The sequence below is a fragment of the Streptomyces sp. NPDC033165 genome, from assembly GCF_055577965.1.
Genome location: NZ_JBVIPK010000014.1, coordinates 155,241 through 180,479, shown reverse-complemented (window position 1 = coordinate 180,479; position 25,239 = coordinate 155,241). Strand labels below are relative to the sequence as shown.

Annotated in this window: 23 protein-coding genes and 1 riboswitch; of the genes, 15 read left to right on the top strand and 8 right to left on the bottom strand. The window is 70.4% G+C overall.

Going from position 1 to position 25,239, the window contains the following annotated elements:
- Nucleotides 1–18: 18 nt before the first annotated feature.
- The 4 genes from ftsR to ACZ5WC_RS27690 all read left to right on the top strand — a co-directional run bounded on the left by ftsR (nt 19) and on the right by ACZ5WC_RS27690 (nt 3,653).
- Nucleotides 19–765: a transcriptional regulator FtsR gene (ftsR, locus tag ACZ5WC_RS27705; protein ID WP_468543348.1), complete on the top strand. Its 747-nt coding sequence runs from the start codon at nt 19–21 to the stop codon at nt 763–765.
- Nucleotides 766–818: 53 nt separating this feature from the next.
- Nucleotides 819–1,292: a bifunctional nuclease family protein gene (locus ACZ5WC_RS27700; RefSeq protein ID WP_006123076.1), complete on the top strand. Its 474-nt coding sequence runs from the start codon at nt 819–821 to the stop codon at nt 1,290–1,292.
- Between the two features lie 168 nt (nt 1,293–1,460).
- Nucleotides 1,461–2,078 (top strand): MerR family transcriptional regulator, encoded by a 618-nt coding sequence (locus ACZ5WC_RS27695; RefSeq protein ID WP_468543347.1) that lies wholly within the window; start codon nt 1,461–1,463, stop codon nt 2,076–2,078.
- Nucleotides 2,079–2,195: 117 nt separating this feature from the next.
- On the top strand, nt 2,196–3,653 hold the full coding sequence (locus ACZ5WC_RS27690) for a DNA polymerase IV (protein ID WP_468543346.1): 1,458 nt from the start codon (nt 2,196–2,198) through the stop codon (nt 3,651–3,653).
- Here ACZ5WC_RS27690 and ACZ5WC_RS27685 read toward each other — a convergent pair.
- Nucleotides 3,575–3,946, bottom strand: coding sequence for a PRC-barrel domain-containing protein (locus ACZ5WC_RS27685; RefSeq protein ID WP_468543345.1), 372 nt, complete (start codon nt 3,944–3,946; stop codon nt 3,575–3,577). The genes ACZ5WC_RS27690 and ACZ5WC_RS27685 overlap by 79 nt on opposite strands.
- Nucleotides 3,947–4,078: 132 nt before the next feature.
- A riboswitch (glycine riboswitch) is annotated at nt 4,079–4,176 on the top strand.
- A gap of 193 nt (nt 4,177–4,369) precedes the next feature.
- Between ACZ5WC_RS27685 and gcvP the strand changes: the two genes are divergently transcribed.
- Nucleotides 4,370–7,255, top strand: a complete 2,886-nt coding sequence (gene gcvP / locus ACZ5WC_RS27680; RefSeq protein WP_468543344.1) for an aminomethyl-transferring glycine dehydrogenase — start codon at nt 4,370–4,372, stop codon at nt 7,253–7,255.
- Between the two features lie 103 nt (nt 7,256–7,358).
- Here the strand turns inward: gcvP and ACZ5WC_RS27675 are convergent, their stop codons facing one another.
- Together ACZ5WC_RS27675 and ACZ5WC_RS27670 are read right to left on the bottom strand one after the other, a co-directional pair.
- Nucleotides 7,359–7,565: a DUF5999 family protein gene (locus ACZ5WC_RS27675; protein WP_007452228.1), complete on the bottom strand. Its 207-nt coding sequence runs from the start codon at nt 7,563–7,565 to the stop codon at nt 7,359–7,361.
- 363 nt (nt 7,566–7,928) lie between these two features.
- Entirely contained in the window at nt 7,929–8,513 is a 585-nt protein-coding gene (locus ACZ5WC_RS27670; protein ID WP_468543343.1) for a hypothetical protein, read from the bottom strand.
- Nucleotides 8,514–9,008: 495 nt separating this feature from the next.
- Between ACZ5WC_RS27670 and ACZ5WC_RS27665 the strand changes: the two genes are divergently transcribed.
- Complete coding sequence (locus ACZ5WC_RS27665; RefSeq protein ID WP_311118686.1) at nt 9,009–10,514, top strand: glutamate-cysteine ligase family protein; 1,506 nt, start codon at nt 9,009–9,011, stop codon at nt 10,512–10,514.
- Between the two features lie 146 nt (nt 10,515–10,660).
- Here the strand turns inward: ACZ5WC_RS27665 and ACZ5WC_RS27660 are convergent, their stop codons facing one another.
- Nucleotides 10,661–12,454 (bottom strand): substrate-binding and VWA domain-containing protein, encoded by a 1,794-nt coding sequence (locus ACZ5WC_RS27660; RefSeq protein WP_468543342.1) that lies wholly within the window; start codon nt 12,452–12,454, stop codon nt 10,661–10,663.
- A 185-nt stretch (nt 12,455–12,639) separates the two neighbouring features.
- Between ACZ5WC_RS27660 and ACZ5WC_RS27655 the strand changes: the two genes are divergently transcribed.
- Nucleotides 12,640–13,419 carry a CPBP family intramembrane glutamic endopeptidase gene (locus ACZ5WC_RS27655; protein WP_468543341.1) on the top strand — a complete coding sequence of 260 codons (780 nt, stop codon included), beginning with the start codon at nt 12,640–12,642 and terminating at the stop codon, nt 13,417–13,419.
- Nucleotides 13,420–13,459: 40 nt separating this feature from the next.
- On the opposite strand, the gene ACZ5WC_RS27650 is transcribed toward ACZ5WC_RS27655, so the two are convergent.
- Nucleotides 13,460–14,281 carry a PhzF family phenazine biosynthesis protein gene (locus ACZ5WC_RS27650; RefSeq protein WP_468543340.1) on the bottom strand — a complete coding sequence of 274 codons (822 nt, stop codon included), beginning with the start codon at nt 14,279–14,281 and terminating at the stop codon, nt 13,460–13,462.
- Nucleotides 14,282–14,420: 139 nt separating this feature from the next.
- On the opposite strand from ACZ5WC_RS27650, the gene ACZ5WC_RS27645 reads away from it, so the two are divergent.
- From ACZ5WC_RS27645 to ACZ5WC_RS27625, 5 genes are all read left to right on the top strand, one after another.
- Nucleotides 14,421–14,975: a dihydrofolate reductase family protein gene (locus tag ACZ5WC_RS27645; protein WP_468543339.1), complete on the top strand. Its 555-nt coding sequence runs from the start codon at nt 14,421–14,423 to the stop codon at nt 14,973–14,975.
- A 203-nt stretch (nt 14,976–15,178) separates the two neighbouring features.
- The gene (locus ACZ5WC_RS27640; RefSeq protein ID WP_468543363.1) at nt 15,179–15,847 is read left to right on the top strand and encodes a TnsA-like heteromeric transposase endonuclease subunit; all 669 of its coding nucleotides are present in this window, start codon (nt 15,179–15,181) and stop codon (nt 15,845–15,847) included.
- Entirely contained in the window at nt 15,835–17,916 is a 2,082-nt protein-coding gene (locus ACZ5WC_RS27635) for a transposase (protein ID WP_468543338.1), read from the top strand. The genes ACZ5WC_RS27640 and ACZ5WC_RS27635 overlap by 13 nt, the downstream gene beginning before the upstream one ends.
- A complete protein-coding gene (locus ACZ5WC_RS27630; RefSeq protein WP_468543337.1) occupies nt 17,913–18,935 on the top strand; it encodes a TniB family NTP-binding protein in 1,023 nt (340 codons plus the stop codon). The genes ACZ5WC_RS27635 and ACZ5WC_RS27630 overlap by 4 nt, the downstream gene beginning before the upstream one ends.
- Before the next feature lie 1,079 nt (nt 18,936–20,014).
- Nucleotides 20,015–20,614 (top strand): PadR family transcriptional regulator, encoded by a 600-nt coding sequence (locus ACZ5WC_RS27625; protein ID WP_468543336.1) that lies wholly within the window; start codon nt 20,015–20,017, stop codon nt 20,612–20,614.
- Nucleotides 20,615–20,742: 128 nt separating this feature from the next.
- On the opposite strand, the gene ACZ5WC_RS27620 is transcribed toward ACZ5WC_RS27625, so the two are convergent.
- Together ACZ5WC_RS27620 and ACZ5WC_RS27615 are read right to left on the bottom strand one after the other, a co-directional pair.
- Nucleotides 20,743–21,174 (bottom strand): type II toxin-antitoxin system Rv0910 family toxin, encoded by a 432-nt coding sequence (locus ACZ5WC_RS27620; RefSeq protein WP_468543335.1) that lies wholly within the window; start codon nt 21,172–21,174, stop codon nt 20,743–20,745.
- A 79-nt stretch (nt 21,175–21,253) separates the two neighbouring features.
- Nucleotides 21,254–21,448 (bottom strand): hypothetical protein, encoded by a 195-nt coding sequence (locus ACZ5WC_RS27615; RefSeq protein ID WP_468543334.1) that lies wholly within the window; start codon nt 21,446–21,448, stop codon nt 21,254–21,256.
- A gap of 246 nt (nt 21,449–21,694) precedes the next feature.
- On the opposite strand from ACZ5WC_RS27615, the gene ACZ5WC_RS27610 reads away from it, so the two are divergent.
- The 3 genes from ACZ5WC_RS27610 (at nt 21,695) to ACZ5WC_RS27600 (ending at nt 24,520) form a co-directional block, all read left to right on the top strand.
- Nucleotides 21,695–22,237, top strand: a complete 543-nt coding sequence (locus ACZ5WC_RS27610) for a peptidase (protein WP_468543333.1) — start codon at nt 21,695–21,697, stop codon at nt 22,235–22,237.
- A gap of 88 nt (nt 22,238–22,325) precedes the next feature.
- Nucleotides 22,326–23,390, top strand: a complete 1,065-nt coding sequence (locus ACZ5WC_RS27605) for an EamA family transporter (RefSeq protein WP_468543332.1) — start codon at nt 22,326–22,328, stop codon at nt 23,388–23,390.
- Nucleotides 23,391–23,563: 173 nt separating this feature from the next.
- Nucleotides 23,564–24,520, top strand: coding sequence for a DMT family transporter (locus ACZ5WC_RS27600; protein ID WP_468543331.1), 957 nt, complete (start codon nt 23,564–23,566; stop codon nt 24,518–24,520).
- Nucleotides 24,521–24,542: 22 nt separating this feature from the next.
- Here the strand turns inward: ACZ5WC_RS27600 and ACZ5WC_RS27595 are convergent, their stop codons facing one another.
- Nucleotides 24,543–25,238, bottom strand: coding sequence for a pyridoxamine 5'-phosphate oxidase family protein (locus ACZ5WC_RS27595; protein ID WP_468543330.1), 696 nt, complete (start codon nt 25,236–25,238; stop codon nt 24,543–24,545).
- Nucleotide 25,239: the final 1 nt, after the last annotated feature.

The following is a 25,239-nucleotide window of genomic DNA, read 5'->3' as shown; positions in this document are numbered from 1 at the left end:
GGACCCCCAGGAAGGCCCATGCTGCGAACACCGACAGGCGGTGCCGGTCACGGCGCCGTCACCGCGGAAGAGGGCTCGATGAGCATCGGTACGGTGCTCATCGAGCTGCGCGACGAGTTTCCCGAAGTCACCATCTCCAAGATCCGGTTCCTGGAGGCCGAGGGGCTCATCGAGCCGCAGCGCACTCCTTCCGGATACCGGAAGTTCGCCCCGCGTGATGTGGAGCGCCTCGCCCAGGTGCTCCGCATGCAGCGGGACCACTATCTGCCGCTCAAGGTCATCCGGGAGCACCTGGACGCCCTGGCGCGGGGAGAACAGCCCGTCCTGCCCTCTCCGGGCGATCGGCGGGACCTGGCCGACGGGGTCTGGGACGCCGCAGGTCCGGGTGCGGCCACCGCCGTGCGGATCGGGCGCGCCGAGCTGCTCGCGGCGGCCGAGGTCGACGAGGAGCGGCTGGAGGAGTGGGAGTCCTACGGGCTCATCGTTCCGGCCCCTGAGGGCGGCTATGACGCCGAGATGGTCACCGTGGCCAAGCTGGTCGCGGACCTGGGGCGATTCGGACTCGAACCGCGTCACCTTCGCGCCATGCGGGCCTCCGCCGACCGGGAGGCGGGCCTGGTGGAGCAGGTGGTCGCCCCGCTGCGCCGACACCGTAATCCGCAGACCAGAGCCCATGCGGAGGCCACCGCGAACGAGCTCGCGGAGCTGTCCGTCCGGCTGCACGCGGCACTCGTCCAGACCGCTCTGCGGAGCCGTCTGCACTGACCTCGGCGGAGCCCGACTACCCAAACATGGCGAGCACGTCCTAGGGTTGCTGTGTGAACGAGCTCGACGTTGTCGGTGTCCGGGTGGAAATGCCCTCCAACCAACCGATCGTTCTCCTGCGTGAAGTGGGAGGCGACCGGTACCTCCCCATTTGGATCGGTCCTGGTGAGGCGACCGCGATCGCCTTCGCCCAGCAGGGCATGGCTCCGGCCAGGCCGCTGACCCATGACCTGTTCAAGGACGTGCTGGAGGCCGTGGGCCAGGAGCTCACCGAGGTGCGCATCACGGACCTTCGCGAAGGGGTCTTCTACGCGGAGCTGGTCTTCGCCAGCGGAGTGGAGGTGAGCGCCCGGCCGTCCGACGCCATAGCGCTCGCCCTGCGGACCGGCACGCCGATCTACGGCAGTGACGGCGTGCTGGACGATGCGGGCATCGCGATCCCCGACGAGCAGGAGGACGAGGTGGAGAAGTTCCGCGAATTCCTCGACCAGATCTCTCCGGAGGACTTCGGTACGAACAGTCAGTGACCGTCCCGCAGGGGTGTCGTCAGCGCATCCGGCAAGCCTTTCCCGGAAACGAGTCACGGGAAACCACCCTCAGGGTGATTATCACTCGGCGTGCCGAGTGTGGCGATCGTTGACGCACCCCGAGTGACTGCCTACCTTCGAGTGGGCAGGTCAAGGACGGAGGTCGGCGTGAGAAGCAGCGGCGACGGTACGGCGGCGGGTGGGCCGTATCCGCAGCACGGCAGTGGAGCCGACCACACCATCAGGCAGCCGGTACAGCCGGCCGCGGTGGCAGCGGACGGCGTGGCAGCGGCGAGCGATATCGGCTATCGCGGACCGACGGCGTGCGCGGCGGCGGGCATCACCTACCGCCAGCTCGACTACTGGGCGCGTACGGGCCTGGTCGAGCCGAGTGTGCGTCCGGCCTACGGGTCGGGGACCCAGCGTCTCTACAGTTTCCGGGACGTGGTCCTCCTCAAGATCGTCAAGCGGTTCCTGGACACCGGGGTCGCTCTCCAGAACATCCGCACCACGGTCCAGCATCTGCGGGCCCGGGGCTTTCAGGATCTGGAGCGCATGACGCTGATGAGCGACGGGGCCACGGTCTACGAGTGCTCCTCGCCCGACGAGGTCGTCAGCCTGCTCCAGGGCGGGCAGGGCGTCTTCGGGATCGCCGTGGGCGTCGTCTGGCGGGACGTGGACGTGGCCCTCTCGCAGCTGCACGGGGAGCGGGTCGACACCGGCGAGACGCTCATCGGCCACAACCCCGCGGACGAGCTGGCCCGGCGGCGTAACCGGGCGGGCTGATAGCGGCCCGGACGATCCGGGACGGACGGACAGACAGCTGGACAGCACGGGACGGCCCGGCACCCCACGGGGCGCCGGGCCGTCCCGTTGTCAGTGCCGTAGGGCAGCATCGACGGTGTGAGACCCGCGCCCACCATCCTTCATCTGGACATGGACGCCTTCTACGCGTCGGCGGAGCAGGCGGCCAAGCCGAGCCTGCGCGGCAAAGCGGTCGTGGTGGGCGGCCTCGGGCCGCGCGGAGTGGTCGCCACCGCCTCGTACGAGGCCCGGCGCCTCGGGGTGCACTCGGCGATGCCCACCGCCCAGGCCCGGCGGCTCGCGCCGAACGCCGCTTATCTGGTGCCCCGCTTCTCGCTGTACCGAACGGTGAGCGACCAGGTGATGGAGCTTCTGGGGCGGCTGTCGCCCCTGGTCGAGCCGCTCAGCCTGGACGAGGCCTTCGTCGACCTGGAGGCCGGCGGGGCGGCGGACGACGCGGCGTCGGCCCGGGCGACGGGGGAGGGCCTGCGGGTGGCCATCAGGGCGGTGACCGGACTCAGCGGCTCCGTCGGCCTGGCCGGGTCCAAGATGCTCGCCAAGATCGCCTCCGAGCAGGCCAAACCGGACGGGCTGCTGCTCATCGAGCCGGGCACCGAGCGCGAGCTGCTCGCCCCCATGTCCGTCCGCGTCCTGCCAGGGGTCGGGCCTGCCACCGGCGACCACCTCAGACGGGCGGGGATGACCACCGTCCACGACCTGGCCGAAGCGGGCGAGGCGGAGCTCGTACGGCTGGTCGGCAAGGCCCACGGGCACGGGCTCTACCGGATGGCCCTGGGACTCGACGACCGGCCGGTGGTCGCCGAGCGGGACGCCAAGTCCGTATCCGTGGAGGACACCTTCGATGTGGATCTCCACGACCGGGTACGGGTGCGCGCCGAGGTGGAGCGGCTGGCCGTGCGGTGCGTGGAGCGGCTGCGCGCGGCGGACCGGTCGGGGCGCACGGTGGTGCTGAAGGTGCGCCGCTACGACTTCTCCACGCTGACCCGCTCCGAGACGCTGCGGGGGCCCACGGACGACCCCACGGTGGTGCGGGAGGCGGCCGGGCGGCTGCTGGAGTCCGTCGACACCACCGGCGGCGTACGGCTCCTGGGCGTGGGAGTCACGGGGCTGGCCGACTTCACCCAGGAGGATCTGTTCGCGCAGGCCGCCGACGCCCGGGAGCTGGAGCGGCGCTCCCACGAGCCGCAGGAGCAGGCCGTGGAGGCACCGGGGGAGGAGGCCGTCCCGGAACCGGAAGCGGACAGCGCCGAGCAGCTCGCCGCCCGGCGCTGGCCCGCCGGACACGACGTGCACCACGAGGAGCACGGGCACGGCTGGGTGCAGGGGAGCGGCATCGGCCGGGTCACCGTCCGGTTCGAGGAACCGTGGAGCGCACCCGGCCGGGTTCTCACCTTCCGTATCGACGATCCGCTGCTGCGGCCCGCCGATCCGCTGCCGCTCGTCCGAGAAGCGCCGGACTACTCCTCCTGGCCCGCCAGCCTGCCGAAGTCACGGTCGGTGGACGGTTCCTCCGGGGGCGAGGAGTCCAGTCCGTAATGGCGGTAGAGCTGGAGTTCCTGCTCGGGCGAGAGATGCCTGCCGACACCGAAGTCCGGCGCGTTCTTGATCAGCGTGCGGTCGAAGGGGACGCGCAGCGCGTCGTCGACGAATTCGCTGGGTTCCAGGGGGACGAAGGCGTCTCTGCTGAACAGGCCGGTGCGGACGGCCGCCCACTCGGGGACGCCCGTCGCATCGTCGAGATAGACCTCATCCACCGTTCCGATCTTGGTGCCCTTGCGATCGAATGCCTTGCGGCCGATCAGGCGGCGCGGATCGATATCGGTCTGCACGGTGCCTCCCACTGGTCGCAGACTGCTCAGGGCGGTCCCTGATGCCCACCAGCACCACACAAGTGCAGATCCGTGGTGTCGGCCACTTGAGAGCTCCGCGCTGATGGCCGCTGGTAGGCTGGCACTGGCTGCTGACCCCGTGCGGGAGAGTCCTCCGGTGAAGAATCCGGAGGCGCCGAAGGAGCAACTCCTCCCCGGAATCTCTCAGGCCCCCGTACCGCACGGATGAGGTCACTCTGGAAAGCAGGGCGGTTCCGTGCGGGCGCAGGCTCAGGCGGACTCGACCCTCACCGACGGTGAAAGCCGGCGCGCCCTTGGGCGGGTCGGCGAAGCTCTCAGGTTGAGATGACAGAGGGGGAGGCCGTCCGGGCACCCGCGCCGTGGTGCCCCTCGCAGGTCGTGACAGACCAGGAGGCCTCCACCATGACCCCCCGTCGCACTCCGCTCTCCCAGCTGGAGCAGGGCATTCCGTTCGAGCAGCGCCACATAGGGCCCGATGCCGAGGCCCAGGCGAAGATGCTCGCCCAGGTCGGCTACGGCTCCCTCGACGAGCTGACCGCCGCCGCGGTGCCCGACGTGATCAAGAGCGCGGAGGCCCTGAACCTTCCCTCGGCGCGCACCGAGGCCGAAGTCCTGGCCGAGCTCCGGTCGCTGGCCGACCGCAACCAGGTGCTCGCCCCGATGATCGGCCTCGGCTACTACGGCACCTTCACGCCGCCGGTCATCCTGCGCAACGTCATGGAGAACCCCGCGTGGTACACGGCCTACACGCCGTACCAGCCGGAGATCTCCCAGGGCCGCCTGGAGGCCCTGCTGAACTTCCAGACGATGGTCGCCGAGCTGACCGGGCTGCCCACCTCCGGCGCCTCCCTGCTCGACGAGGGCACCGCGGCCGCCGAGGCAATGGCGCTCGCCCGGCGCGTCGGCAAGGTCAAGAACGGTGTCTTCCTGGTCGACGCCGACACCCTGCCGCAGACCATCGCGGTGATCGAGACCCGCGCCGAGCCCACCGGCGTCGAGGTCGTCGTCGCCGACCTCAGCGACGGCATCCCCGCCGAGATCGCCGAGCGCGGCGTCTTCGGCGTCCTGCTCCAGTACCCGGGCGCCTCCGGTGCCGTCCGCGCCATCGAGCCCGTCATCGAGCAGGCCCACGAGCTCGGCGCGATCGTCACCGTCGCCGCCGACCTGCTGGCCCTGACGCTGCTCACCTCGCCCGGAGCCCTCGGCGCCGACATCGCCGTCGGCACCACCCAGCGCTTCGGTGTCCCGATGGGCTTCGGCGGCCCGCACGCCGGCTTCATGGCGGTCCGCGAGAAGTTCGCCCGCTCCCTGCCCGGCCGCCTCGTCGGCGTCTCCGTCGACGCCGACGGCAACAAGGCCTACCGCCTGGCCCTCCAGACCCGCGAGCAGCACATCCGCCGCGAGAAGGCCACCAGCAACATCTGCACCGCGCAGGTCCTGCTCGCCGTCATGGCCGGTATGTACGCCGTCTACCACGGCCCCGAGGGGCTGCGGACGATCGCCCGGCGCACGCACCGCTTCGCCGCGATCCTGGCCGACGGCCTGCGCGGCGCCGGCGTCGACGTCGTCCACGGCGCGTTCTTCGACACCCTGACCGTGCGGGCGCCCGGCAAGGCGGCGGGGATCGTCGCGGACGCCCGGGAGCGCGGGGTCAACCTGCGGCTCGTCGACGCCGACCACGTCTCCATCGCCTGCGACGAGACCACCACCCGGGCGCAGATCGCCGCCGTCTGGGCCGCCTTCGGCACCGAGGGCGACATCGAGGCGCTGGACGCCACGGTCGGTGACGCGCTGCCCGAGGGGGCGCTGCGCTCCGACGACATCCTGACCCACCCGGTCTTCCACCAGCACCGCTCCGAGACCGCGATGCTGCGCTACCTGCGCAAGCTCGCCGACCGGGACTACGCGCTGGACCGGGGCATGATCCCGCTCGGCTCCTGCACGATGAAGCTGAACGCGACGGCCGAGATGGAGTCGATCACCTGGCCCGAGTTCGGCGCGCTGCACCCCTTCGCCCCGGCCGAGCAGGCGCAGGGCTTCCTGACCCTCATCCGCGAGCTGGAGGAGCGCCTCGCCGAGGTCACGGGTTACGACGCCGTCTCCATCCAGCCCAACGCCGGTTCGCAGGGCGAGTTCGCGGGTCTGCTGGCCGTGCGGGCGTACCACCGTGCCAACGGCGACGACCAGCGCACCGTCTGTCTCATCCCGTCCTCCGCGCACGGCACCAACGCCGCCAGCGCCGTCATGGCGGGCATGAAGGTCGTCGTGGTGAAGACCGCCGACGACGGCGAGGTCGACATCGCGGACCTGCGCGCCAAGATCGAGCAGTACCGCGACGAGCTGGCCGTGCTCATGATCACCTACCCCTCCACCCACGGGGTCTTCGAGGAGCACGTCGCCGACATCTGCGGCGAGGTGCACGACGCGGGCGGCCAGGTCTACGTCGACGGCGCCAACCTCAACGCGCTGGTCGGACTCGCCAAGCCCGGAAAGTTCGGCGGCGACGTCTCGCACCTGAACCTGCACAAGACCTTCTGCATCCCGCACGGCGGCGGCGGCCCCGGCGTCGGCCCGGTCGGTGTCCGCGCACACCTCGCCCCGTACCTCCCCAACCACCCGCTCCAGCCCGCCGCGGGCCCGGAGACCGGGGTGGGCCCGATCTCGGCCGCCCCGTGGGGCTCGGCGGGCATTCTGCCGATCTCCTGGGCGTACGTGCGCCTGATGGGCGGCGAGGGTCTCAAGCGCGCCACGCAGGTCGCCGTGCTGGCCGCCAACTACATCGCCAAGCGCCTGGAGCCGCACTTCCCGATCCTGTACAACGGCCCGGCCGGACTGGTCGCGCACGAGTGCATCGTCGACCTGCGGCCCATCTCCAAGGCGACCGGCGTCTCCATCGACGACATCGCCAAGCGCCTGATCGACTACGGTTTCCACTCGCCGACCATGTCGTTCCCGGTCGCCGGCACGCTGATGATCGAGCCGACCGAGAGCGAGGACCTCGCGGAGCTCGACCGGTTCTGCGACACCATGATCGCGATCCGCGCCGAGATCGAGAAGGTCGCATCCGGCGAGTGGAGCGCGGATGACAACCCGCTGCGCAACGCCCCGCACACCGCGGGCGCGCTGGGCGGTGACTGGGAGCACGGCTACAGCCGCGAGGAGGCCGTCTTCCCGGCCGGTGTGTCCGCCGCCGACAAGTACTGGCCGCCGGTCCGCCGCATCGACGGGGCCTTCGGCGACCGGAACCTGGTCTGCTCCTGCCCGCCGCTGGACGAGTACGACAACTGAGGCAGCCTGTCGTAGGACGTGCGCCGGGAGCGGCGTAGGTCCGGACATGCGTCGGGGCCGGTGCGGAGATCTCTCCGGGCCGGCCCCTGCTTCGTACCACCGCTCAGGCGGCCTTCACCACGCGGCCCGCTGCCAGCGGCCGGTGCGGGGCGATGATCTGCCCGTCGGGCAGCAGTTCGCCGGTGTCCTCGAAGAGCAGGACGCCGTTGCACAGAAGGCTCCAGCCCTGTTCGGGGTGGTGGGCCGTCAGGCGGGCCGCCTCCCGGTCGGGTGAGTCGGCGGTGGGGCAGGGTGGCTGGTGCTGGCACATGGATGGGTTCTTTCGCTGCGTCGAGTCGAGTGTCCTGCGGCTGGATGAGGTGTTCATGGCCGCCCCCGTATCAGTCGGTCCGGTCCCAGTGTTGCCCTACGGGGGTGATTCCGCAGGGATTTCGCTGCAGCTCCCGTACTCCTCCCATGACGCATCACCCGCGCGGACGGTTCACCGCAACTGCACGGTCCCTTTGGGTGGTTCGGGGTGGCCGGACAGGACTAGTCCGAGTGGGCAGCAGGACGCCCCCGCAGTGACCCTTTCCGCCGTACGGACGTACGGGGCGGATGCGGGCCGCCAAGGGCTGACCACCAGGGATTGCGGGACAGCCCATACGGGGGCGTGCGGCGGGGGCGGGGGCGGTCAGGCCGAGCTGAGCAGAGGCCCGGGCGTCACGCGCAGCGAGATCACCGGCAGCAGGTCGGCGACCCGGTGCGGGCGGTGTGCGGCGATGCCCGGCGGGGCCGGCGCCAGGGGCACCAGCACGTCCGTCGGCGCGAGCACGCCGCCCGCGGGGTCGGCCTCGGGGTCGCCGTGCAGCCAGAGGGTGAGCATGTACAGCTCCGGGATGGACAGCAGCCGCGCCTGATGGGTGGCGGCCGACGCCTCCGCCTGCCGTACGGCCAGCTCGGTCGAGGCGAGGTAGGGCCCCTCGAAGAAGTGCGAGAACGTCCAGCCGTCGGGGGTGAGCACGGTGTCCGCCGCGGCGACCGCACGGCCCTCGCTGTGGATCAGGAAGCGCCAGGCAGCGAGGCGTGTGAGGGGAGCTGTCCGGGCGGGAGTGGTCCGGTCCAGCACATGGACGGGAAGCGGTAGCTCGGGGCTCAGCTGTCCCTGGACGGACCGGAGAGCGGACGTTCGGGCTTCGCGGACGGCGGTGGGAGAACCGAGGGCCGCGAGAACGCTGCGCAGGGCGGGCGCGGGAGCCGAGGGGACATGCAGCGGCATAGTGGGTCGCCTCTCACTTCGGAGACACGGTGATGCGTGGGCGGGTGCAGACGGCGCTGTCGGCGTTCGGGCCGGAAGGGGCCGATGACGGGCGATGCGTATCAACTCTCTGCCTCGTCCACCGGAGTTTATATGACGCGTGTTCACACAGTGTTTCCGCTAGCAGCCGGGGATATTTCGCGCAAGGCTCCATCCGGACTTCGAATTGCGGTATTTCTGGTGAAGTGCTCCGGTGTTCCCGGCCCCGACCTGGACCCCTTCCGGCCCTGCGGTAGGCCGAAACTCGTCGGTGTTTCCACCACGGCTTCCGGCGTGCTCTTCCCGGGCGAAAGTGCCGATGGTCGCATGCCGCAGGAATGTGCCCGCGGTCTCCCTCCACCAGACTATCGGGTATCGAAGACCCGCGGGGGCGTTACGGATCACTTCCACGGGGCATTATCGATCGTGATGCGAGCGGCCTGGGCCGCGGGCCGCCACTGGAGGAGGGACCCCTCGATGGGGGAGAAGGTCGCCGCGGGAGCCCTTGACCTGTCGGACCGGCAGGAGTACCGCACCAAGCTCAACCAGTGCCTGGAAGGGCTGGGCAGACTTCTGGCGGAGCGGAGGTTCGACCGTCCCCGGAACCTGATGGGGCTGGAGATAGAGCTGAATCTCGCGGGCTCCGACGGCATGCCCCGGATGATGAATCAGCAAGTGCTCCAACGCATCGCGAGCCGCGATTTCCAGACCGAACTGGGGATGTTCAATCTCGAAGTGAATATCGTCCCGCACCGGCTGGGCGGCCGAGTATTCGATCAGCTCTCGGAGGAGTTGCGGACCGGCCTGGCCTATGCTCACCGCAAGGCGGGGGAGGTGGACGCAGGGATCGTGATGATCGGAATCCTGCCCACCCTGGGGGAGCACGACGTGGTGTCCGCGAATCTCTCGGACGTGGACCGCTACACCCTGCTCAATGACCAAATGGCGGCCGCCCGGGGGGAGGATTTCGCCCTGGATATCGAAGGCGTCGAGCGATTGGTCTGTACCTCGCCGTCGATCGCCCCGGAATCGGCCTGCACCTCGGTGCAGCTGCACCTCCAGGTCACGCCCGGCCGGTTCGCCGACGTGTGGAACGCCGCCCAGGCGATCACCGGTGTCCAGATCGCGCTCGGCGCCAACGCCCCCTTCCTGTTCGGCAAGGAGCTGTGGCGGGAGTCCCGGCCGCCGCTGTTCCAGCAGGCCACCGACGTACGGCCGCCGGAGCTGGCGAACCAGGGGGTGCGGCCGCGGACCTGGTTCGGGGAACGCTGGATCACCTCCGCCCACGAGCTCTTCGAGGAGAACCTGCGCTACTTCCCCCCGCTGCTGCCGATCTGCGGCGAGGAGGACCCCCTGAAGGTCCTCGACGAGGGCGGGGTGCCCGAGCTGGCCGAGCTGGTCCTGCACAACGGCACCGTCTACCGCTGGAACCGCCCGGTGTACGGGATCGCCGACGGCGTGCCCCATCTGCGGGTGGAGAACCGGGTGCTGCCCGCCGGGCCGACCGTCACCGACGTGATCGCCAACGCCGCGCTCTATTACGGGCTCGTACGGGCGCTCGCCGAGGAGTCCCGGCCGGTCTGGAGCAGACTGCCCTTCGAGGCCGCCGAGGAGAACTTCACCGAGGCCTGCCGCCACGGCATCGAGGCAGAGATGATCTGGCCCCGCTCCGGCCGCTCCGGGGGACTGACCAGGATCCCCGCCGTACAGCTGGTACTGGAGGAACTGCTGCCGCTGGCCGCCGCCGGGCTGGACGCCTGGCACATCGAGCCCGCTGACCGGGACCGCTACCTCGGCGTGATCGAGGAGCGCTGCAAACGGCGCGTCAACGGGGCCTCCTGGCAGGTCGCCACCTACCGCCGGGCCCTGGAGGCCGGACTCGGAAGGGAGGCGGCGCTCGCGGCCACCACCCGCCGCTATGCCGAGCTGATGCACGCGGGGGAGCCGGTGCACACCTGGCCGGTGGGGTTCCCGGCGCCGTGAGGGGGCTGACGCGTCGCGCGCCGCACGCCTGCTCGGGACGGCGAGACCGGGCGGGCGCGTGCGGTCGAGGTCACGCCTGTGCGGCGCGGTGATGCGTCCTGGGCGTGGTCACGCCTGTGTCGCGCGGTGATGCGTCCCGGGTGTCGTCACTCCTGTGCCGCGCGGCCGTTCTGTCCCGCCGCCATGATGGCCTGAAGGATCACCGCCTGGATCTCCGCCGGGTCGCTCACCTCGTAGCCGTCGCCGCCGGTGACCCGCGCGATCTCGGCGACCTCGTCGCGGTCGGCGTCCGGCCCCACCGCGATGGCGATGATCGGGACCGGGCGCTCCGGGTCGGACAGCTCCTTCAGCTCGGCGATGAGCGCGCTGCGCGAGATGCCGCGCTCGTCCTGGTTGGAGCCGTCGGTGAGGATCACCAGGGCGTTGAACTTGCCCTTCACGAAGGTCGACCGGGCCGCCTGGTACGAGGCCAGCGTCGTGTCGTACAGCCCGGTCGCCCCGCCCGGTACCGGCTGGAGTCCGGCGAACGCGGCCGTCAGCTTCTCCCGGTGGGTCCCGCCGCCTGCGGCCGGGTCGCCGAGACGCCTCGTCGGCATGAGCCGCCGGTAGTCCTTCTCGCCGTCCAGCGTGGTGGCGAACTCCCACAGCCCGATCTCGTCGTCCTGGGTGAACTGGCCGAGCGCCTGGATCAGCGACTCCTTGGTGACGTCCATCCGGGACTGGCCGCGCCCCGGCACGAGCGTCGCCATGGAACCGGAGGCGTCGACGACCGTCGTCAGCCGGGCGCTCTGCACGGTGATCGTCCACATCCCCAGCGTCTCCTGGAGCTGCTTCGTGGACGGCGCCTCGGCGGCCGATGCGGCGTACGGCTGGGGCGACCGGCCGCCCGCCGAGACGACGAGGGCCTCCTGTGCGCTGCTGTTGCCGGTCCGGAACCCGTACCGGGCGAACGTGTCCTGGGCGTCCCTGCCGTTGAGCAGGGTCATGAAGCGCAGGGCCGCACGGGACTCCGGGGTGGTCAGCCGGCTCTCGTCGACCAGGGTGTACGGGTAGTCGAGCAGCGGAGTGCCGTCCTCGGGGTAGAAGAGGTCGAGCTTGCCCCCGGCGACCGCCTCCGCGTTGTGGGTGAAGGCCGCCTGCTCGGAGATCAGTACCGCCTGGTTCCGCTTGGGGTTGCCCTCCTCGGCGCCCGACGTGTTCCGCGCCAGGGTCTCCCGTACGCGCGCGTCGCTGTCCGACATCCGCTCGGCCAGCACCTTCGCGGTCTCGGCGACCCGGGTGTCGCTCTCTCCGCTCCGCTGGGCCGACGAGGCGCCGATGCTGGTGAGCGCCAGCAGGCCGGTGGCGCTGCGCGCCGGATCGGCCGAGCCGAGGCGCACCCCGTCCGACTTCAGCGTGGCGGCGACCAACTCGGCCCAGGAGTACGTCTTCTCGGGCCAGCCCAGCTTCTTGGAGGCGGACGGGACCATGGCCAGGGTCACCGGTGAGGAGGCCACCGAGCCGAAGGGGGAGAGGGGGGTGCCCTCGCCCGTTCCCTTGGCTCTCTCCAGCCAGAGGTCCGAGTCGGGCAGCCAGACCTGGAAGCGGGGTGCCTCGCCGCCCGCGGCGAGCGCCTCGGTGACCGTGTGGGACTCGCGGGTCAGCACCTCGACCGCGAGGCAGCGGCCGTCGGATCTCACCTCGTCCGCGCGGGCCTGCTCGGCTATGGCGCGTACGGCGGGGGCGATGTCCGGGGACGCGGCCAGCGACAGCTGTACGGCGGAGTCCTCGCAGGACTCGGAGAACGACCACAGGCCGCCCTTGGCCGCGACCGCCGTTCCCGTCGCCACGGCGAGGACGAGCAGGGTGGCGATGGTGACCGTACGGCGTCGGCGCCGAGCGCCGGGCCGGTCCCGGTCTCCCTCCACCTCGTAGCCGTCGGGCAAGCTATGACGTCCCATGTCGGTGGTGCCCCTCCTTGAGGATGAACAAGGAAAAGGGGGGGCCACGCCATCAGCGATGGTGGTCGTCCCCCGGCCTGTCACGCATGATCTTCGTACCTGTATTCGAGACCCTAGCGGGATGGTGGGTGGGATGAGACGCGATTGCAGAACTGAAGGCAGGTGTACGGGTGGAGGCGGGCCGCGTGGCTGATTCTTTTCCTCAAGAGGCCGTGCCACGAAGGATTTTGCGGTCCGAGGCGGTGCTGGTCCTGGCGCTCTCGTTGGGTGCCAGTGCGGTGTCGGCCCTCATCAGTTTTGTCGGATCACTGACGAAACCGGGAGGGTTGAAGGACCAGGCGGCGACGCTCAACAGCTCGTACGCTCCGGGCCGTCCATGGCTTGATCTGGCATGGCAAATGTTCGGAATCGCAACGGCCCTGGTGCCGGTCGCCCTGGTGGCACACCTGCTGATCCGGGAAGGGGCGGGCCTGCGGAGCATCGGCTTCGACCGCACCAGGCCCTGGTTCGACCTCGGCCGCGGGACGCTGATCGCCGCCGGGATCGGCAGCGCCGGTCTGGCCTTCTACCTCGGGGCCAGGGCCACCGGATTCAACCTGACCGTCGTCCCGGAGTCCCTGCCCGACGTCTGGTGGAAGTTCCCCGTACTGATCCTCTCCGCGATGGAGAACTCGGTGGTGGAGGAGGTCATCGTCGTCGGGTATCTGCTGCGCAGGCTCGACCAGTTGGGCTGGACTCCGATGCGTTCGCTGGTGGCCAGCTCCGTACTGCGTGGCTCGTACCACCTCTACCAGGGCATCGGCGGGTTCATCGGGAACGTGGTGATGGGCGTCGTCTTCGTGCTGCTCTACCGGCGCTGGGGCCGGGTGGGGCCGCTGGTCGTCGCGCACACGCTCCTCGATGTCGGGGCGTTCGTCGGGTACGCGCTGCTCGCGGGCCGGGTGGGCTGGCTGCCGACGCCGTAGGAAGCGGGGGCGGCGCAGGAGGTGCGCCGCCCCTGAAACCTCAGAAGGCGGTCAGCAGTTCGCCGTCGATGACGGTGACCGCGGTCCCGGTCAGCAGGGTGCGTTCGCCGCGCAGGGCGGTACGGACCAGCCCCGAACGGGCGGAGGCCTGGAGGCCGGTGAGTTCGTCGCGGCCGAGGCGGGCCGACCAGAAGGGGGCCAGTGCGGTGTGGGCGCTGCCGGTGACCGGGTCCTCGTCGATGCCGACGCCCGGGAAGAAGCAGCGCGAGACGTAGTCGTAGCCACGGGCGGGGTCGTCGGCCGCCGCGGTGGCGACGACCCCGCGCCGGGAGTGGGCGACGAGGGCGGCGAAGTCCGGGGCGAGCGCCCGTACGGTCGCCTCGTCACGGAGCTCCACCAGCAGATCGCCGATGTGCTGACCGGTGTCGTGCACGGAGAGGGGTTCGGCCCCCAGGGCGGTGGCGAGCCCCGCGGGCACCGGCTCCTCGGTCAGCGGGGCGGTGGGGAAGTCGAGGGTGAGCCCGCCGTCCGGGCGCGCTGTCGCGGTCAGGGTCCCGCAGCGCGCGGCGAAACGTACCGGGCCGGTCGCCCGCCCTGTCGTGCGCAGGACATGCGCGGTGGCGAGCGTCGCGTGGCCGCACATGTCGACCTCGGTGACCGGGGTGAACCAGCGCAGCGCCCAGTCGGCCGTGCCGCCGGGCGGCAGCGGGTGGGCGAAGGCCGTCTCGGACAGATTGACCTCGGCGGCGATCTCCTGGAGGCGCTCGGCGTCCGGGAAGGAGCCGGCCTCCAGCAGCAGGACGCCCGCGGGGTTGCCGGAGAAGGGGCGGTCGGTGAACGCGTCGACGATACGAATCCTCATGGGCCGACCGTAGGTCGCCCGCGCGGCGACGGGCCAAGGCCAATTCGGGGTGTCTGGCCCCGCACGCCGATGAGTCCTGGAGCCCGGCGCGGTCATCAGGAGGAGGAACCGCAGGCATCCGTCAGGACGGGAGAGCACCATGCGTACCCTCGCGATCACCCAGAACGTGACCCTCGACGGCTCGGTCGAGATGATCACTGACTGGTTCGCCCCTCCGGGGCAGGCGGGCGTCGACCTGAGCGACGTCCTGGAGGAGATCCACCGACAGGGCCACCGCTCCGACGCGCTGCTCCTCGGCCCCCGGACGTTCGAGGACTTCCGCGGCTACTGGCCGCAGCGGACCGAGGTCGCCACGGGCATCACGGCCTACCTCGACCGGGTGAGCAAGTACGTCGTCTCCGGCACTCTCACCGACCCCGGGTGGCGGAACTCGGCGGTGCTGCCGGGCGACCCGGTCGAGGAAGCGAGCCGCCTCAAGGGCGAGGAGGGCGGCCAGGGCATCGTGCTCACCCGGCAGCATCACCCTGGCCCACACGCTGATCGCGGCGGGTCTCGCCGACGAGTACCGCTTCTTCGTCCACCCGGCCGCCCGATCGGGGCCGGAGGTACCGACCGGGGCGTCGGCCGGGTGGGCTCGCGGTGCTGTGAGTCGCTTCAGGCCCGGCGGTGGGGCGGTCCATGTCTGGCGGCGTGATCGTCGCGTGACCTGTGACAGCGATGTTGGGTGAGTTGTCATCGAAGTTGGGGCAACGCTACTTTGTGACATCGAAGTTGGATCGGTTCGAGTCATGCCAGGTAGGGGATGTAGTGGGGGCTCCTGCCCGTGCGTTCGATCAGGCTGCGCTGACGGCTTTTGAGCTGGACTTCCAGGTTGATGGGGTTCGGCGTCGGCTGCCGTTGGGTGCGTGTTGGGACACGCGGTTCGAGGCGGCTGGGCCTGTACGCGAGTTCAGCTGGCGTAAGGAGGCTCGGGGGTTTGCGGGCTGGTACTACTCGGTGACCGCACGGGATCACGTGGGGTACGAGTCGTGGCTGGAGCGTGATCGGCTGGTCCTGTTGGACCGGGCCCCAGAGGTGGTGGCCGTCGCGTCACAGCCCTTCTGGCTGCACTGGCGCGACGGGACGAGGAGGCGACGTCACGTTCCGGACTACTTCGTCCGGCTGGCCGACGGGCGAGGGCGGCTTGTTGACGTTCGTGCCGAGGACGAGTTGGACGAAGTCACGTGCGATGCCTTCGCTGCGACCGAGGACGCCTGCCGGGCGGTGGGCTGGGAGTTCGAGTGGGCGGGCCGGCCCGATCCGGTGTTCATGGCGAATGTCCGCTGGCTGGCCCGTTTCCGGCGAGCCCGATGTGGTCGGCCCGAGTGGGTGGCGGACCGGCTTGCGGAGGTCTTCCGTGACCCGAAGAGCTTGTGGGAAGGGGCCGGGCTAGTGGGCGACCGGCTGCAGGTGTTGCCGGTGCTCTTCCATCTGCTGTGGTCCGGCGTGTTGGGAACGGACTTGGTGGGCGGGCTGATGGAGAGGACCAGTCTCGTCTGGACGGAAGGAAGTGAATGGGCAGGCTGAAGCGGCCGTCGGCTCTTGCGGTCGGTCAGAGGGTTCAGTTCGACGGCCAGGTGAGGGCGGTTCTCGGGGTCACACCCCAGGTGGCGGTGCTGGAGGACGCGGAAGCGCCGCATCGGGTGGTCGCCTTGATCGAGTTGTTCGAGGCGGCGGACTTCGAGGTCCTGTTCCAGCCCGAGCGGATGCCGCTGCCTCCGGTCGGGTTGCTGGAGACGTTCCCGCCCGAGGCAGTGAAACAGGCTCTGTGGTGGGAGAAGCACATTCTTGAGGTCGTGCACGGGCTCTCGCCGGATGCCGAGCCGGGCTCTCCTCCGCGGCCCGGCTACGGGCCCGGAACCTCCATGACCTCTCGTGAGCGGGTCAAGGCGGAGGAACTGGTGGCTGTCGGCCACCGCGTCGCGGCGAAGACTGTCGGCAACTGGCGTCGCCGCTACCAGGAGAAGGGCCTGGTGGGGCTGGTCGATCTGCGCCCGGTCCGCAAGCGCAGGGAGTTCGGCTCGGTCCCCGATGCCGTTGTCGACGCGATGCGTCAGGCGATCGGCGAGGCCGCCGACACCTCGACCCGCAACGGGGCCTATCTGATCTGGCGGACCGGCGAGATTCTCCGCGAGGCCGATGGCGAGACGGTCGAGCTGCCGACAAAACGGACGCTCTACCGACTGCTGGCGAAGCTCACCGAGGGCACCCACACGACGGGGTCCGCGGTCACCCGCCGGTCGAAGGCCCACGGGGCCGGTGCACCCTTCGGGGAGCTGACGGTGACGGCACCGGGGGAGGTCATGCAGATCGACTCCACCCCCATGGACGTGATGGTCCGCCTCGACAACGGTGTCGTGGGCAAGGTCGAGCTGACCGGCATGATCGATGTCGCGACCAGGACACTGTCGGCCGCGGTGCTGCGGCCCTCGACGAAGTCGGTGGACGCCAGCGTGCTGCTGGCCCGCACGGTCACCCCGGAGCTGATGCGGCCGGGCTGGGTGGACGTGCTGAAGATGTCGAGGTCGGTGCTGCCGCACCGTCGTCTGCTGTCCCTGGACGAACGTCTGGAGCACGCTGCGGCCAAGCCGGTGATCGTTCCCGAGATGATCGTCTGCGACCACGGCAAGGTGTTCGTCTCGCACAACTTCCGGGCCTCCTGCCGGTTTCTGGAGATCGATTTCCAGCCCACGCACAAGGGTGCGCCTTTCGAGAAGGGCCACATCGAGAAGATGCTGGGCTCCGTCGCGACGCTGTTTACGCAATTCCTGCCGGGGCACACCGGACGCAACACCGATCACCGCGGCCGGCACCCGGAGCGCGAGAATCTGTGGTCGCTGCCCGAACTCCAGGACCTGCTCGACGAATGGATCGTCGCGCACTGGCAGAACCGCCCTCACGACGGACTGCGCGACCCTGATCACCCCGGCAAACTGTTCACGCCCAACCAGAAGTACGCGGCACTGGTGGAGGCGTCCGGCTATGTTCCGGTCGCGCTCGGCGGCCAGGACTACATCGAGCTGCTGCCCGCGGCCTGGCGGGCCGTCAATGCCTACGGCATCAGGATCAACAACCGCACCTACGACGCCCCTGAGCTCGGGCCGATGCGTCGGCGGAGCTCCGGCGTCACCGCCAAACGCGGACTCTGGGAGGTCCACCGCGACCCCTACGACGTCTCCCGCGTCTGGGTACGCAACCACCGGGGAGATGGCGAATGGGTTCAGGCGACCTGGAAGTACCTGAACCGGGCTCCGGTCCCCTTCGGTGACCTGGCCTGGGACCACGTCAGCCACCAACTGCCCAAGGCCACCGAGGAAGAACTTGCCGAGGCGGTCGCGGCACTGATGACCCGCGCCCACGCCGGTCCCGACCGGCAGGCCCCGAAGAAGGGCCGCAAGTCCAAGCAGGCCAGGGACGACCGTCGTGTCGCTGCCCGCACCAAGGCCACGGCACCGCCGACGGAAGCGGCACCATCGCCTTTGGAGCCGGAGAACGAGCCTTCACCGGAAGTACCGGAGGAGGACGAGGAAGCGCTGGCCGAAGTGATCCCGCTGGGACTTTTCGACCCGCTTGAAGATCCCTGGAGACGACCGTGAGCACGCCGCCGGACGACGATCTCGGCCGTTACCTGACGACCTTGCCCGGCTGGCGCGAGTTCGCCGCAACGGCGACCGGCGAGGCGATGGCCATGCTGACGCAGGCCGAATACGACTCCCTGAGCAAAGAAGAGAAGTACGACTACGACGAGGACAGACTCAACCACCACGCTCGTCTGCAGGTCGTCGCCACCTCCACCGTCCGGCACACCGTCACCTGCGGCCGCCGACTGATCATCCTCAACCGCGGTGCCGTCAGCGCCCGCCGCGGCCTGATCGTCAGTGGGCCGGCCAACACCGGCAAGACGATCGCTTTGACTCAACTCGGCCTGGCCCATGAACTCCAGGACCGCCGCCGTCACCCTGGCCAGGACGAACGCATACCGGTCATCTACATCACCGTCCCACCCGCAGCGACCCCTCGAATGATCGCCGCCGAGTTCGCCCGCTTCCTCGGCCTTCCCGTCCTGCGAACCTCCAACATCACCGACCTCACCGAAGCCGTCGTCGGCGTCTGCACCAAGGCCCGCACCGGCCTCATCCTGGTCGACGAGATCCACAACATCTCTTTGCACACCCGCACGGGAGCCGAAGCGTCCGACACACTCAAGTACTTCTCCGAGCGCATCCCCGCGACCTTCGCCTACGCGGGCATCGACATCGAGGAAAGCGGCCTGCTGTCCGGCACCCGCGGCGACCAGATCGCCGCCCGCTTCACCTCGGTCGCCACCCATCCCTTCCCCTACAACGCGGAATGGAAAGCCCTGGTCGCGCAGATGGAAGCCACCCTTCTCCTGCACCAGCACAAGCGCCGCACCCTGTCCCGCCTGGACCGCTTCCTCCACACCCGCACCAGCGGCATGATCGGCTCGCTGTCCCATCAGCTCCGCGGAGCTGCCGTCGACGCCATCCTCACCGGCACTGAAAAGATCACCAAAGCTGGTCTCCTGGCCGTCGACCTGGACATCGCCTCCCACCGCAAACGCCCCGGCAGCCCGGACACGGACGCGAGCACGTGACACAACTCGGCACGGGCGGGCAACCGGTCGCGAGACTTCCCTTCCAGGTCCGGCCGATCGCCGGTGAAGGCTCCTCCGCCTTCATCGGCCGCCTCGCCCGCGCCAACTGCCTCCCGCCCACCTACCTGCGTCGGTTCATCGCAAGAACGCCGGGAGTCCGCGGCGGCACCTCGTGGGAACGGCTCGCCGCCATCACCGGCCGCGACGCCGACCAGCTACGGAAGACCCTCGACACAATCAGGTGCAAAGAGTGCGAGTCTCCGTTCCAGCTCAACCGGTCGTACGGCAACCTGCCCCGCTACTGCTCCACTCAATGCCGCACTGCCCGAGTCGTCAGATCACAACTCATGGAGCCCTGCCGGATCTGCCAGCAACCCATGAAGGTCCAGTTCGCACAGCGCTACCGCTACTGCTCTTCCGCCTGCCGACGAGCGGCCTACATCGAACGCCAACGCCGTAAGAAGGGCGCCTCCAAGGAGGGCGAACCCCCCATCTGTGACGCCTGCGAGAAGCCCCTGCCGTCCAACTTGCCGACCTCTGAACGCACCTGCTCGAACAAGTGCAAAGACCAGGTCACCCGCTGGGACTGGATGATCGAGGACTACGGACTTCCCCTGCCCTCAGGGACATGCGCATTCTGCGGAAGCCCGATGGCGAGAAAGGCACCGGCAGACCCATATCGGCGCTGGTGCAGCCGCCGATGCCGCACATGGGCATCCCACGGCCACGACCCAGCCACCTTCTTCAACCCGCTGATCTGCGCACAGTGCCAGAAGCCATTCGAACGCCGCACAGACGGCATGGACCGGCGTTGGTGCTCACGCACGTGCTACCGGCTGTCCCGAGGATGGTCTGCACAACCGAAGGCAAAGCAAACGAGTGACCCATCTTCGGTGTCACAAACAGAGTGGTAGTCCATCTTCACTGACACGAACCAGCGTCGACTCGGCTTCAGTGACAACTACCCCAAGATCGCTGTCACGCGTCATCGCGCACCCCGTAGCAGCGCCTTGTCAGGCGATAGCTTCCGATATATCGTTGACGCATCGCGACAGATCAACGATGGAAGGAGCGTAGCGATGCGTTCACACGGACACGGGCATGAGCACGGACCGGGGCACTGCGGGCCCGGTCATCGCGGTCGAGGCGAAGCCGACGGGCGGCGGGCCGCTTTCGGGCCGTTCGGACCGCCCTTCGGTGGTGGGCCCTTCGGCGGCGGACGCGGTCGGGGCGGTGGCCGGGGGAGGGCGCGGCGCGGTGACGTGCGGGCGTCGATCCTGGCTCTGCTGAAGGACCGCTCGATGCACGGCTACGAGATGATCCAGGAGATCGGCGAGCGCAGCGGAGGGGCCTGGCGGCCGAGTCCCGGCTCTGTCTATCCGACGCTCCAGCTGCTGGAGGACGAGGGGCTGATCGTCAGCGCCAGCGAGGGCGGCAAGAAGCTGTTCACGCTCACCGGCTCCGGGCGGGAGGAGGCCGAGTCCGGCCCCGACGCTCCCTGGGAGGAGGCCGGGCGCGGTGTCGACTGGGAAGGTGTCAACGAGATCCGGCAGGCCGGGTTCGGGCTGATGGAGGCGTTCGGCCAGGTCTGGAAGACCGGCTCGGCCGACCAGCGGCAGAAGGCGCTGACCGTCATCAACGACGCCCGCAAGAAGCTCTACCTGATCCTCGCCGACTAAGGGCTGTCCCGTCAGGGATTGCGGCAGCCCTTGGCGCCGAGTCGGGCTCGCCCGGCGGTGGTGTACGCGCAGGGGCCCCGCGGATGCGATTCCGCGGGGCCCCTGCCGGGTGCCGGAGGCGGTCGCCGTCACGGTGTGACGAGGTCGCCGAGCTTGCGCAGTGACTCCTGGAGCGCCGCCGTGGCGGAGTCCTTGAGCTTGCCGCCCATGAGTGAGACCGCCGCGCCGGTGAACTCCCCCTCGATGCGTACCGTCGTGGCGCCCCCGTCGGGTGTCAGGGTGTACCGCATGGCCAGGTTGACCCCCATCGGGCCCTTGCCCCGCGTCGCCAGCAGGCGGCCCGCCTCCAGCTCGTCGACCGTCCAGGTCACCTCGGCGGGGAAGCCCATGAGCTTCATGTTCTCCTCGTAGGTGGCCGCGAGCTCCAGTTCGGCCGGGCCGCCCTTGGGGAAGCTGGTGTGGGTGGCGTTCCACTCGCCGTACGACGAGAAGTCCGTCAGCCGGTCCCAGATCTTCTCGGCGGGTGCCTCGATGTGCGCCTCGGCGCTGACCTCTGCCATGCGACCACCCCTGGTTCGTCCGGTTACGGTGTCGCGGAACGTAGCGGCGGCGGCGGCAACATTCAATACTGATGAACTGTCAGGTCTGTTGGGGCTGGCGGCTCTGCCAGATCGCCGCCGCGTCGAAGCGGTCCGATGCGCGCGGGTGCGGGCCCTCGTCGTGGCAGTGGAAGGCGGCCCAGAACAGGTCGGCGGGCAGGGCGTCGTCCGGTGCGTACACCCGGTAGACGTACTGCAGTCCGTCCTGGGCGAGCAGTGCGACCAGCCAGAACACCTGTTCCTCCCCTCCTGCCCCCGTCGTGCGCGCTCGGCCTGAGGGACGTACCCGCGGGGGTCGGCGGTTGCCCAGGGGGCGCACAAGGCAAGGAGGCGCGCGCCCCCGCAGCGCCATGGTTGTGCGCCGCGGCACGATCTCATCCACAAGGATGAGGGGTCGCTCCACTGTGCCCAACTCCGGTGGGAGGCGTGAATGGGTCGCTCCGGGGATGCCCCTCTGTCTCCGGACTGATGGGGTGGAGAGGTGCAAAACCGGACGCCGCGGATTCCTGAACAGCCCGCACCGAACCCCGCAGACCTCGACGCCCGCCTCACCGTGGAACTGGCATCGGTGGTCACGGGCGCGCGCAGGCGTGCGCTGCGCGACGGGGACCGGCAGATCGACACCGCCCACCTCCTGCACTCGCTGATCGAGGCCGACCCCGAGGTCCGCGAGGCGTTCGACGGAGGCCCGCAACTGGCCAGGGTCCTCGGCTATCTCGTCCAGCGCAGCATTGGTTACGGGCTCCGCTGGCAGGGATCGGTCGAGGACTCGGGCGCTGTCCCGGTGGTACGGGACCCGGCCGCCGCGGGGTGGTCCCCCTCGGCCCACACCGCGATGGAGGGCGCGCTGCACCGAGCCGGGCTGCGCGGCGCGCCGCGCGCCGCCGGCCTCGACCTCCTCGCCGCCCTGGCCGGCGACGCCGAGTGCCGTGCGGTGGAGGTGCTGGCCCGTGCGGGCGTGGACGCCGCCCGGCTGGCGGGCCGCGCGGCGCGGCGTACGGACGGGGCGTCGCGCACGGTGTGACGGGTGGTCCTCGGCCTGTCGGACGGCGTGCCGTCTCGACAGGCGTCACCGGGGTGACGGTCCTGTCGACTGCTGTCATGATGTGCCGATGCACGCGTCTTCGGGATCTTCGGGGTTTCAGGGCAGGGGTGCCGGCCTGGGGCTCGCCCTCGTTTCGGCCTTCGCGTTCGGCGGTTCGGGAGTGGCGGCCAAACCGCTGATCGAAGCCGGGCTCGACCCGCTCCACGTGGTGTGGCTACGGGTCGCCGGGGCCGCTCTCATCATGCTGCCGGTCGCCTGGCGCCACCGGAGTCTCGTACGTGAACGTCCCGCCCTGCTGGCCGGGTTCGGGCTGTTCGCGGTGGCCGGGGTCCAGGCCTTCTACTTCGCCTCGATCTCCCGCATCCCGGTCGGGGTGGCGCTGCTGGTCGAGTATCTGGCGCCCGCGCTGGTCCTCGGCTGGGTCCGCTTCGTCCAGCGCAGGCCGGTCACCCGGGCCGCCGCGGTCGGGGTGGTGCTGGCGGTCGGCGGCCTCGCGTGTGTCGTCGAGGTGTGGGCCGGGCTCGGCTTCGACCTCCTCGGGCTGCTCCTCGCCCTGGGCGCGGCCTGCTGCCAGGTCGGCTACTTCGTGCTCTCGGACCACGGCGGGCGGCAGGACGACCGCAGGGGATCCGGCGAGGGCGGTGACGGCGGGCGCGCCGAGCCTCCCCATCCCGTCGGCGTCATCGCGTACGGACTGATCGTCGGTACGGTCGTCCTCACCGTCGTCGCACGCCCCTGGGGCATGGACTGGTCGCTCCTCGGCGGGAGCGCCGGAATGAACGGCAACGAGGTTCCCGCCTGGGCGCTGATCGGCTGGATCGTGCTGGTGGCCACCGTGGTCGCGTACGGCACCGGGGTCGTCTCCGTCCGGCTGCTCTCGCCGCAGGTGGCCGGGGTCGTCGCCTGTCTGGAAGCGGTCATCGCGACCGGGCTCGCCTGGGTACTGCTCGGCGAGCACCTCTCCGCGCCCCAGCTCATCGGCGGGTTCGTGGTGCTGGCCGGTGCGTTCATCGCCCAGTCGTCCGCGCCGAAGCCCCCGTCGGGTCCCGTCGCCGAGGGCGTGGGCGCGGGGACAGGCGCCGTGGCCGGTGCCGCCGAGAAGGAGTTGTCCGCCGGACGGAGCACGCACTAGTGTGACGATCATGCATCTGACTGTGCTGCCGCCGCCTGTCGCCTAGCGCGCGCGGCCTCTCCTGACGAAGACCGGGCTCGGGCACTCCCCGAGCGGTACGTCGCTGCCCGCGTGCGGAGCCCAGCGACCACCACCCTGTCCTCCTTGGGAGGAGTCCTCTGTGGAGAAGTCACATGCCCACCTCTGAATCCGGGCTGCCCGTCGGGCGGAGCCTGGTGTACCTCGTCGTCGCCGGAGTCGCCTGGGGCACCGCCGGTGCGGCCGCGTCGCTGATCTTCCGGGTCAGCGATCTCGGCCCCCTCGCCCTGTCCTTCTGGCGCTGCGCGGGCGGCCTCGTCCTGCTCGCCGGGGCGCTCGCGCTGCGTCCCCGCCGCGTACCCCGGCAGCCCGAACCCCGGCGTCGCCGTCTGCTGCGCATCATCGGCACCGGCGTCGGTCTCACCCTGTTCCAGAGCGCGTACTTCGCGGCCGTCGAGGCCACCGGGCTCGCCGTCGGGACCGTCGTCACGCTCGGCGCCGGGCCCGTCCTGATCGCCCTCGGTGCCCGGCTGCTGCTGGGCGAACGCCTCGGCGCGGGCGGCCTGGCCGCCGTGGCCGGTGCGCTGGCCGGTCTCGTCGTGCTCGTCCTGGGCGGCGAGGGCGGTGACGTGGTGCCCGCCGGGGTGCTGCTCGCGCTGCTGTCGGCCTCCGGGTACGCGGCGATCACCCTGCTCACCCGGTGGCTCGGGCGGGACGGCGGCGGCGGTGACGCGCTGACCACCAGCGCGTGGGCGTTCGGCATCGGAGCGGTGGGCCTGCTGCCCATGGCACTGGCCGAAGGCCTCGTACCGCACACCGCCGAGACCGGGCAGGTGCTGTGGCTGCTGGTCTACGTGGCGGCGGTCCCAACGGCGCTCGCCTATGCCCTGTACTTCGCGGGCGCCGCCGCCGTCCGCTCGGCGACCGTCTCCGTGATCATGCTCCTGGAACCGGTGAGCGCGGCCGTCATCGCGGTGACCGTCCTGCGGGAGCGGCTGACGGCGGCCACGGTCGTCGGCACGCTGCTCCTGCTGACCGCCGTGGCCGGACTGGCCCTGGCCGAGGCGCGCACGGCCTCGGCCACCCGCCGGAGGGAGGCCGTGGCCGTGTAGCGGTGTGGCGGCCCGTGCGGCCCTACAGTGCGGACAGGTAGTCCGGTATGCCGATGGCCGGGTCCAGGTCGTCGGCCGGGACCGGCTCCGCGTATCCCCGGGTGAGCGGCACGATGCCGGTCCAGTGGGGGAGGCCGAGGTCCTCGGGCTCGTCGTTGGGGCCGCCGGTGCGGACCTTCGCGGACACCTCGTCGAGATCCAGCCGGATCACCGCCGTCGCGGCGAGCTCCTTGGCGTCGGCCGGGCGGGAGTCCCGGGAGCGGCCCGGCACGACCTGGTCCACGATCGCGTCCAGGGCGAGCCGCCGCTCCTCGGGGTCGGTGACCGTCACGGCGTTGCCGTGGACCACCACCGAGCGGTAGTTGATCGAGTGGTGGAAGGCCGACCGGGCCAGCACCAGGGCGTCGACATGGGTGACGGTCAGGCACACCGGCAGGCCCGGATCGGTGCTCTTCGCCGACCGCAGTGGCCGCGAGCCCGTCGAGCCGTGGACGTACAGTCGCTCGCCGATCCGGCCGTAGAGCGTCGGCAGCACGACCGGCGCGCCGTCGCGCAGGAACCCCAGATGGCAGAGGTAGGTCTCGTCGAGGATCGAGTGGACCAGCTCGCGGTCGTAGGAGGCGCGTTGCTTGGCGCGGGTGGGAACAGTCCGGTCGGTGGGGACGTAGGACGCGGCGGTTCCGGAGCCCGTACGGTCGGGCGTCGCGGTGTGCTGCATT

Excerpts from the sequence above, each read along its gene's own strand:
- ACZ5WC_RS27650 (WP_468543340.1), bottom strand. The coding sequence starts at position 14,281 with ATGAGGATTCGTATCGTCGACGCGTTCACCGACCGCCCCTTCTCCGGC.
- ACZ5WC_RS27665 (WP_311118686.1), top strand. The coding sequence starts at position 9,009 with ATGGGGGAGAAGGTCGCCGCGGGAGCCCTTGACCTGTCGGACCGGCAG.
- ACZ5WC_RS27645 (WP_468543339.1), top strand. The coding sequence starts at position 14,421 with ATGCGTACCCTCGCGATCACCCAGAACGTGACCCTCGACGGCTCGGTC.
- ACZ5WC_RS27600 (WP_468543331.1), top strand. The coding sequence starts at position 23,564 with ATGCCCACCTCTGAATCCGGGCTGCCCGTCGGGCGGAGCCTGGTGTAC.
- ACZ5WC_RS27595 (WP_468543330.1), bottom strand. The coding sequence starts at position 25,238 with ATGCAGCACACCGCGACGCCCGACCGTACGGGCTCCGGAACCGCCGCG.
- ACZ5WC_RS27660 (WP_468543342.1), bottom strand. The coding sequence starts at position 12,454 with ATGGGACGTCATAGCTTGCCCGACGGCTACGAGGTGGAGGGAGACCGG.
- ACZ5WC_RS27625 (WP_468543336.1), top strand. The coding sequence starts at position 20,015 with ATGCGTTCACACGGACACGGGCATGAGCACGGACCGGGGCACTGCGGG.
- ACZ5WC_RS27670 (WP_468543343.1), bottom strand. The coding sequence starts at position 8,513 with ATGCCGCTGCATGTCCCCTCGGCTCCCGCGCCCGCCCTGCGCAGCGTT.
- ACZ5WC_RS27635 (WP_468543338.1), top strand. The coding sequence starts at position 15,835 with ATGGGCAGGCTGAAGCGGCCGTCGGCTCTTGCGGTCGGTCAGAGGGTT.
- ACZ5WC_RS27620 (WP_468543335.1), bottom strand. The coding sequence starts at position 21,174 with ATGGCAGAGGTCAGCGCCGAGGCGCACATCGAGGCACCCGCCGAGAAG.
- ftsR (WP_468543348.1), top strand. The coding sequence starts at position 19 with ATGCTGCGAACACCGACAGGCGGTGCCGGTCACGGCGCCGTCACCGCG.
- gcvP (WP_468543344.1), top strand. The coding sequence starts at position 4,370 with ATGACCCCCCGTCGCACTCCGCTCTCCCAGCTGGAGCAGGGCATTCCG.
- ACZ5WC_RS27605 (WP_468543332.1), top strand. The coding sequence starts at position 22,326 with ATGCACGCGTCTTCGGGATCTTCGGGGTTTCAGGGCAGGGGTGCCGGC.
- ACZ5WC_RS27675 (WP_007452228.1), bottom strand. The coding sequence starts at position 7,565 with ATGTGCCAGCACCAGCCACCCTGCCCCACCGCCGACTCACCCGACCGG.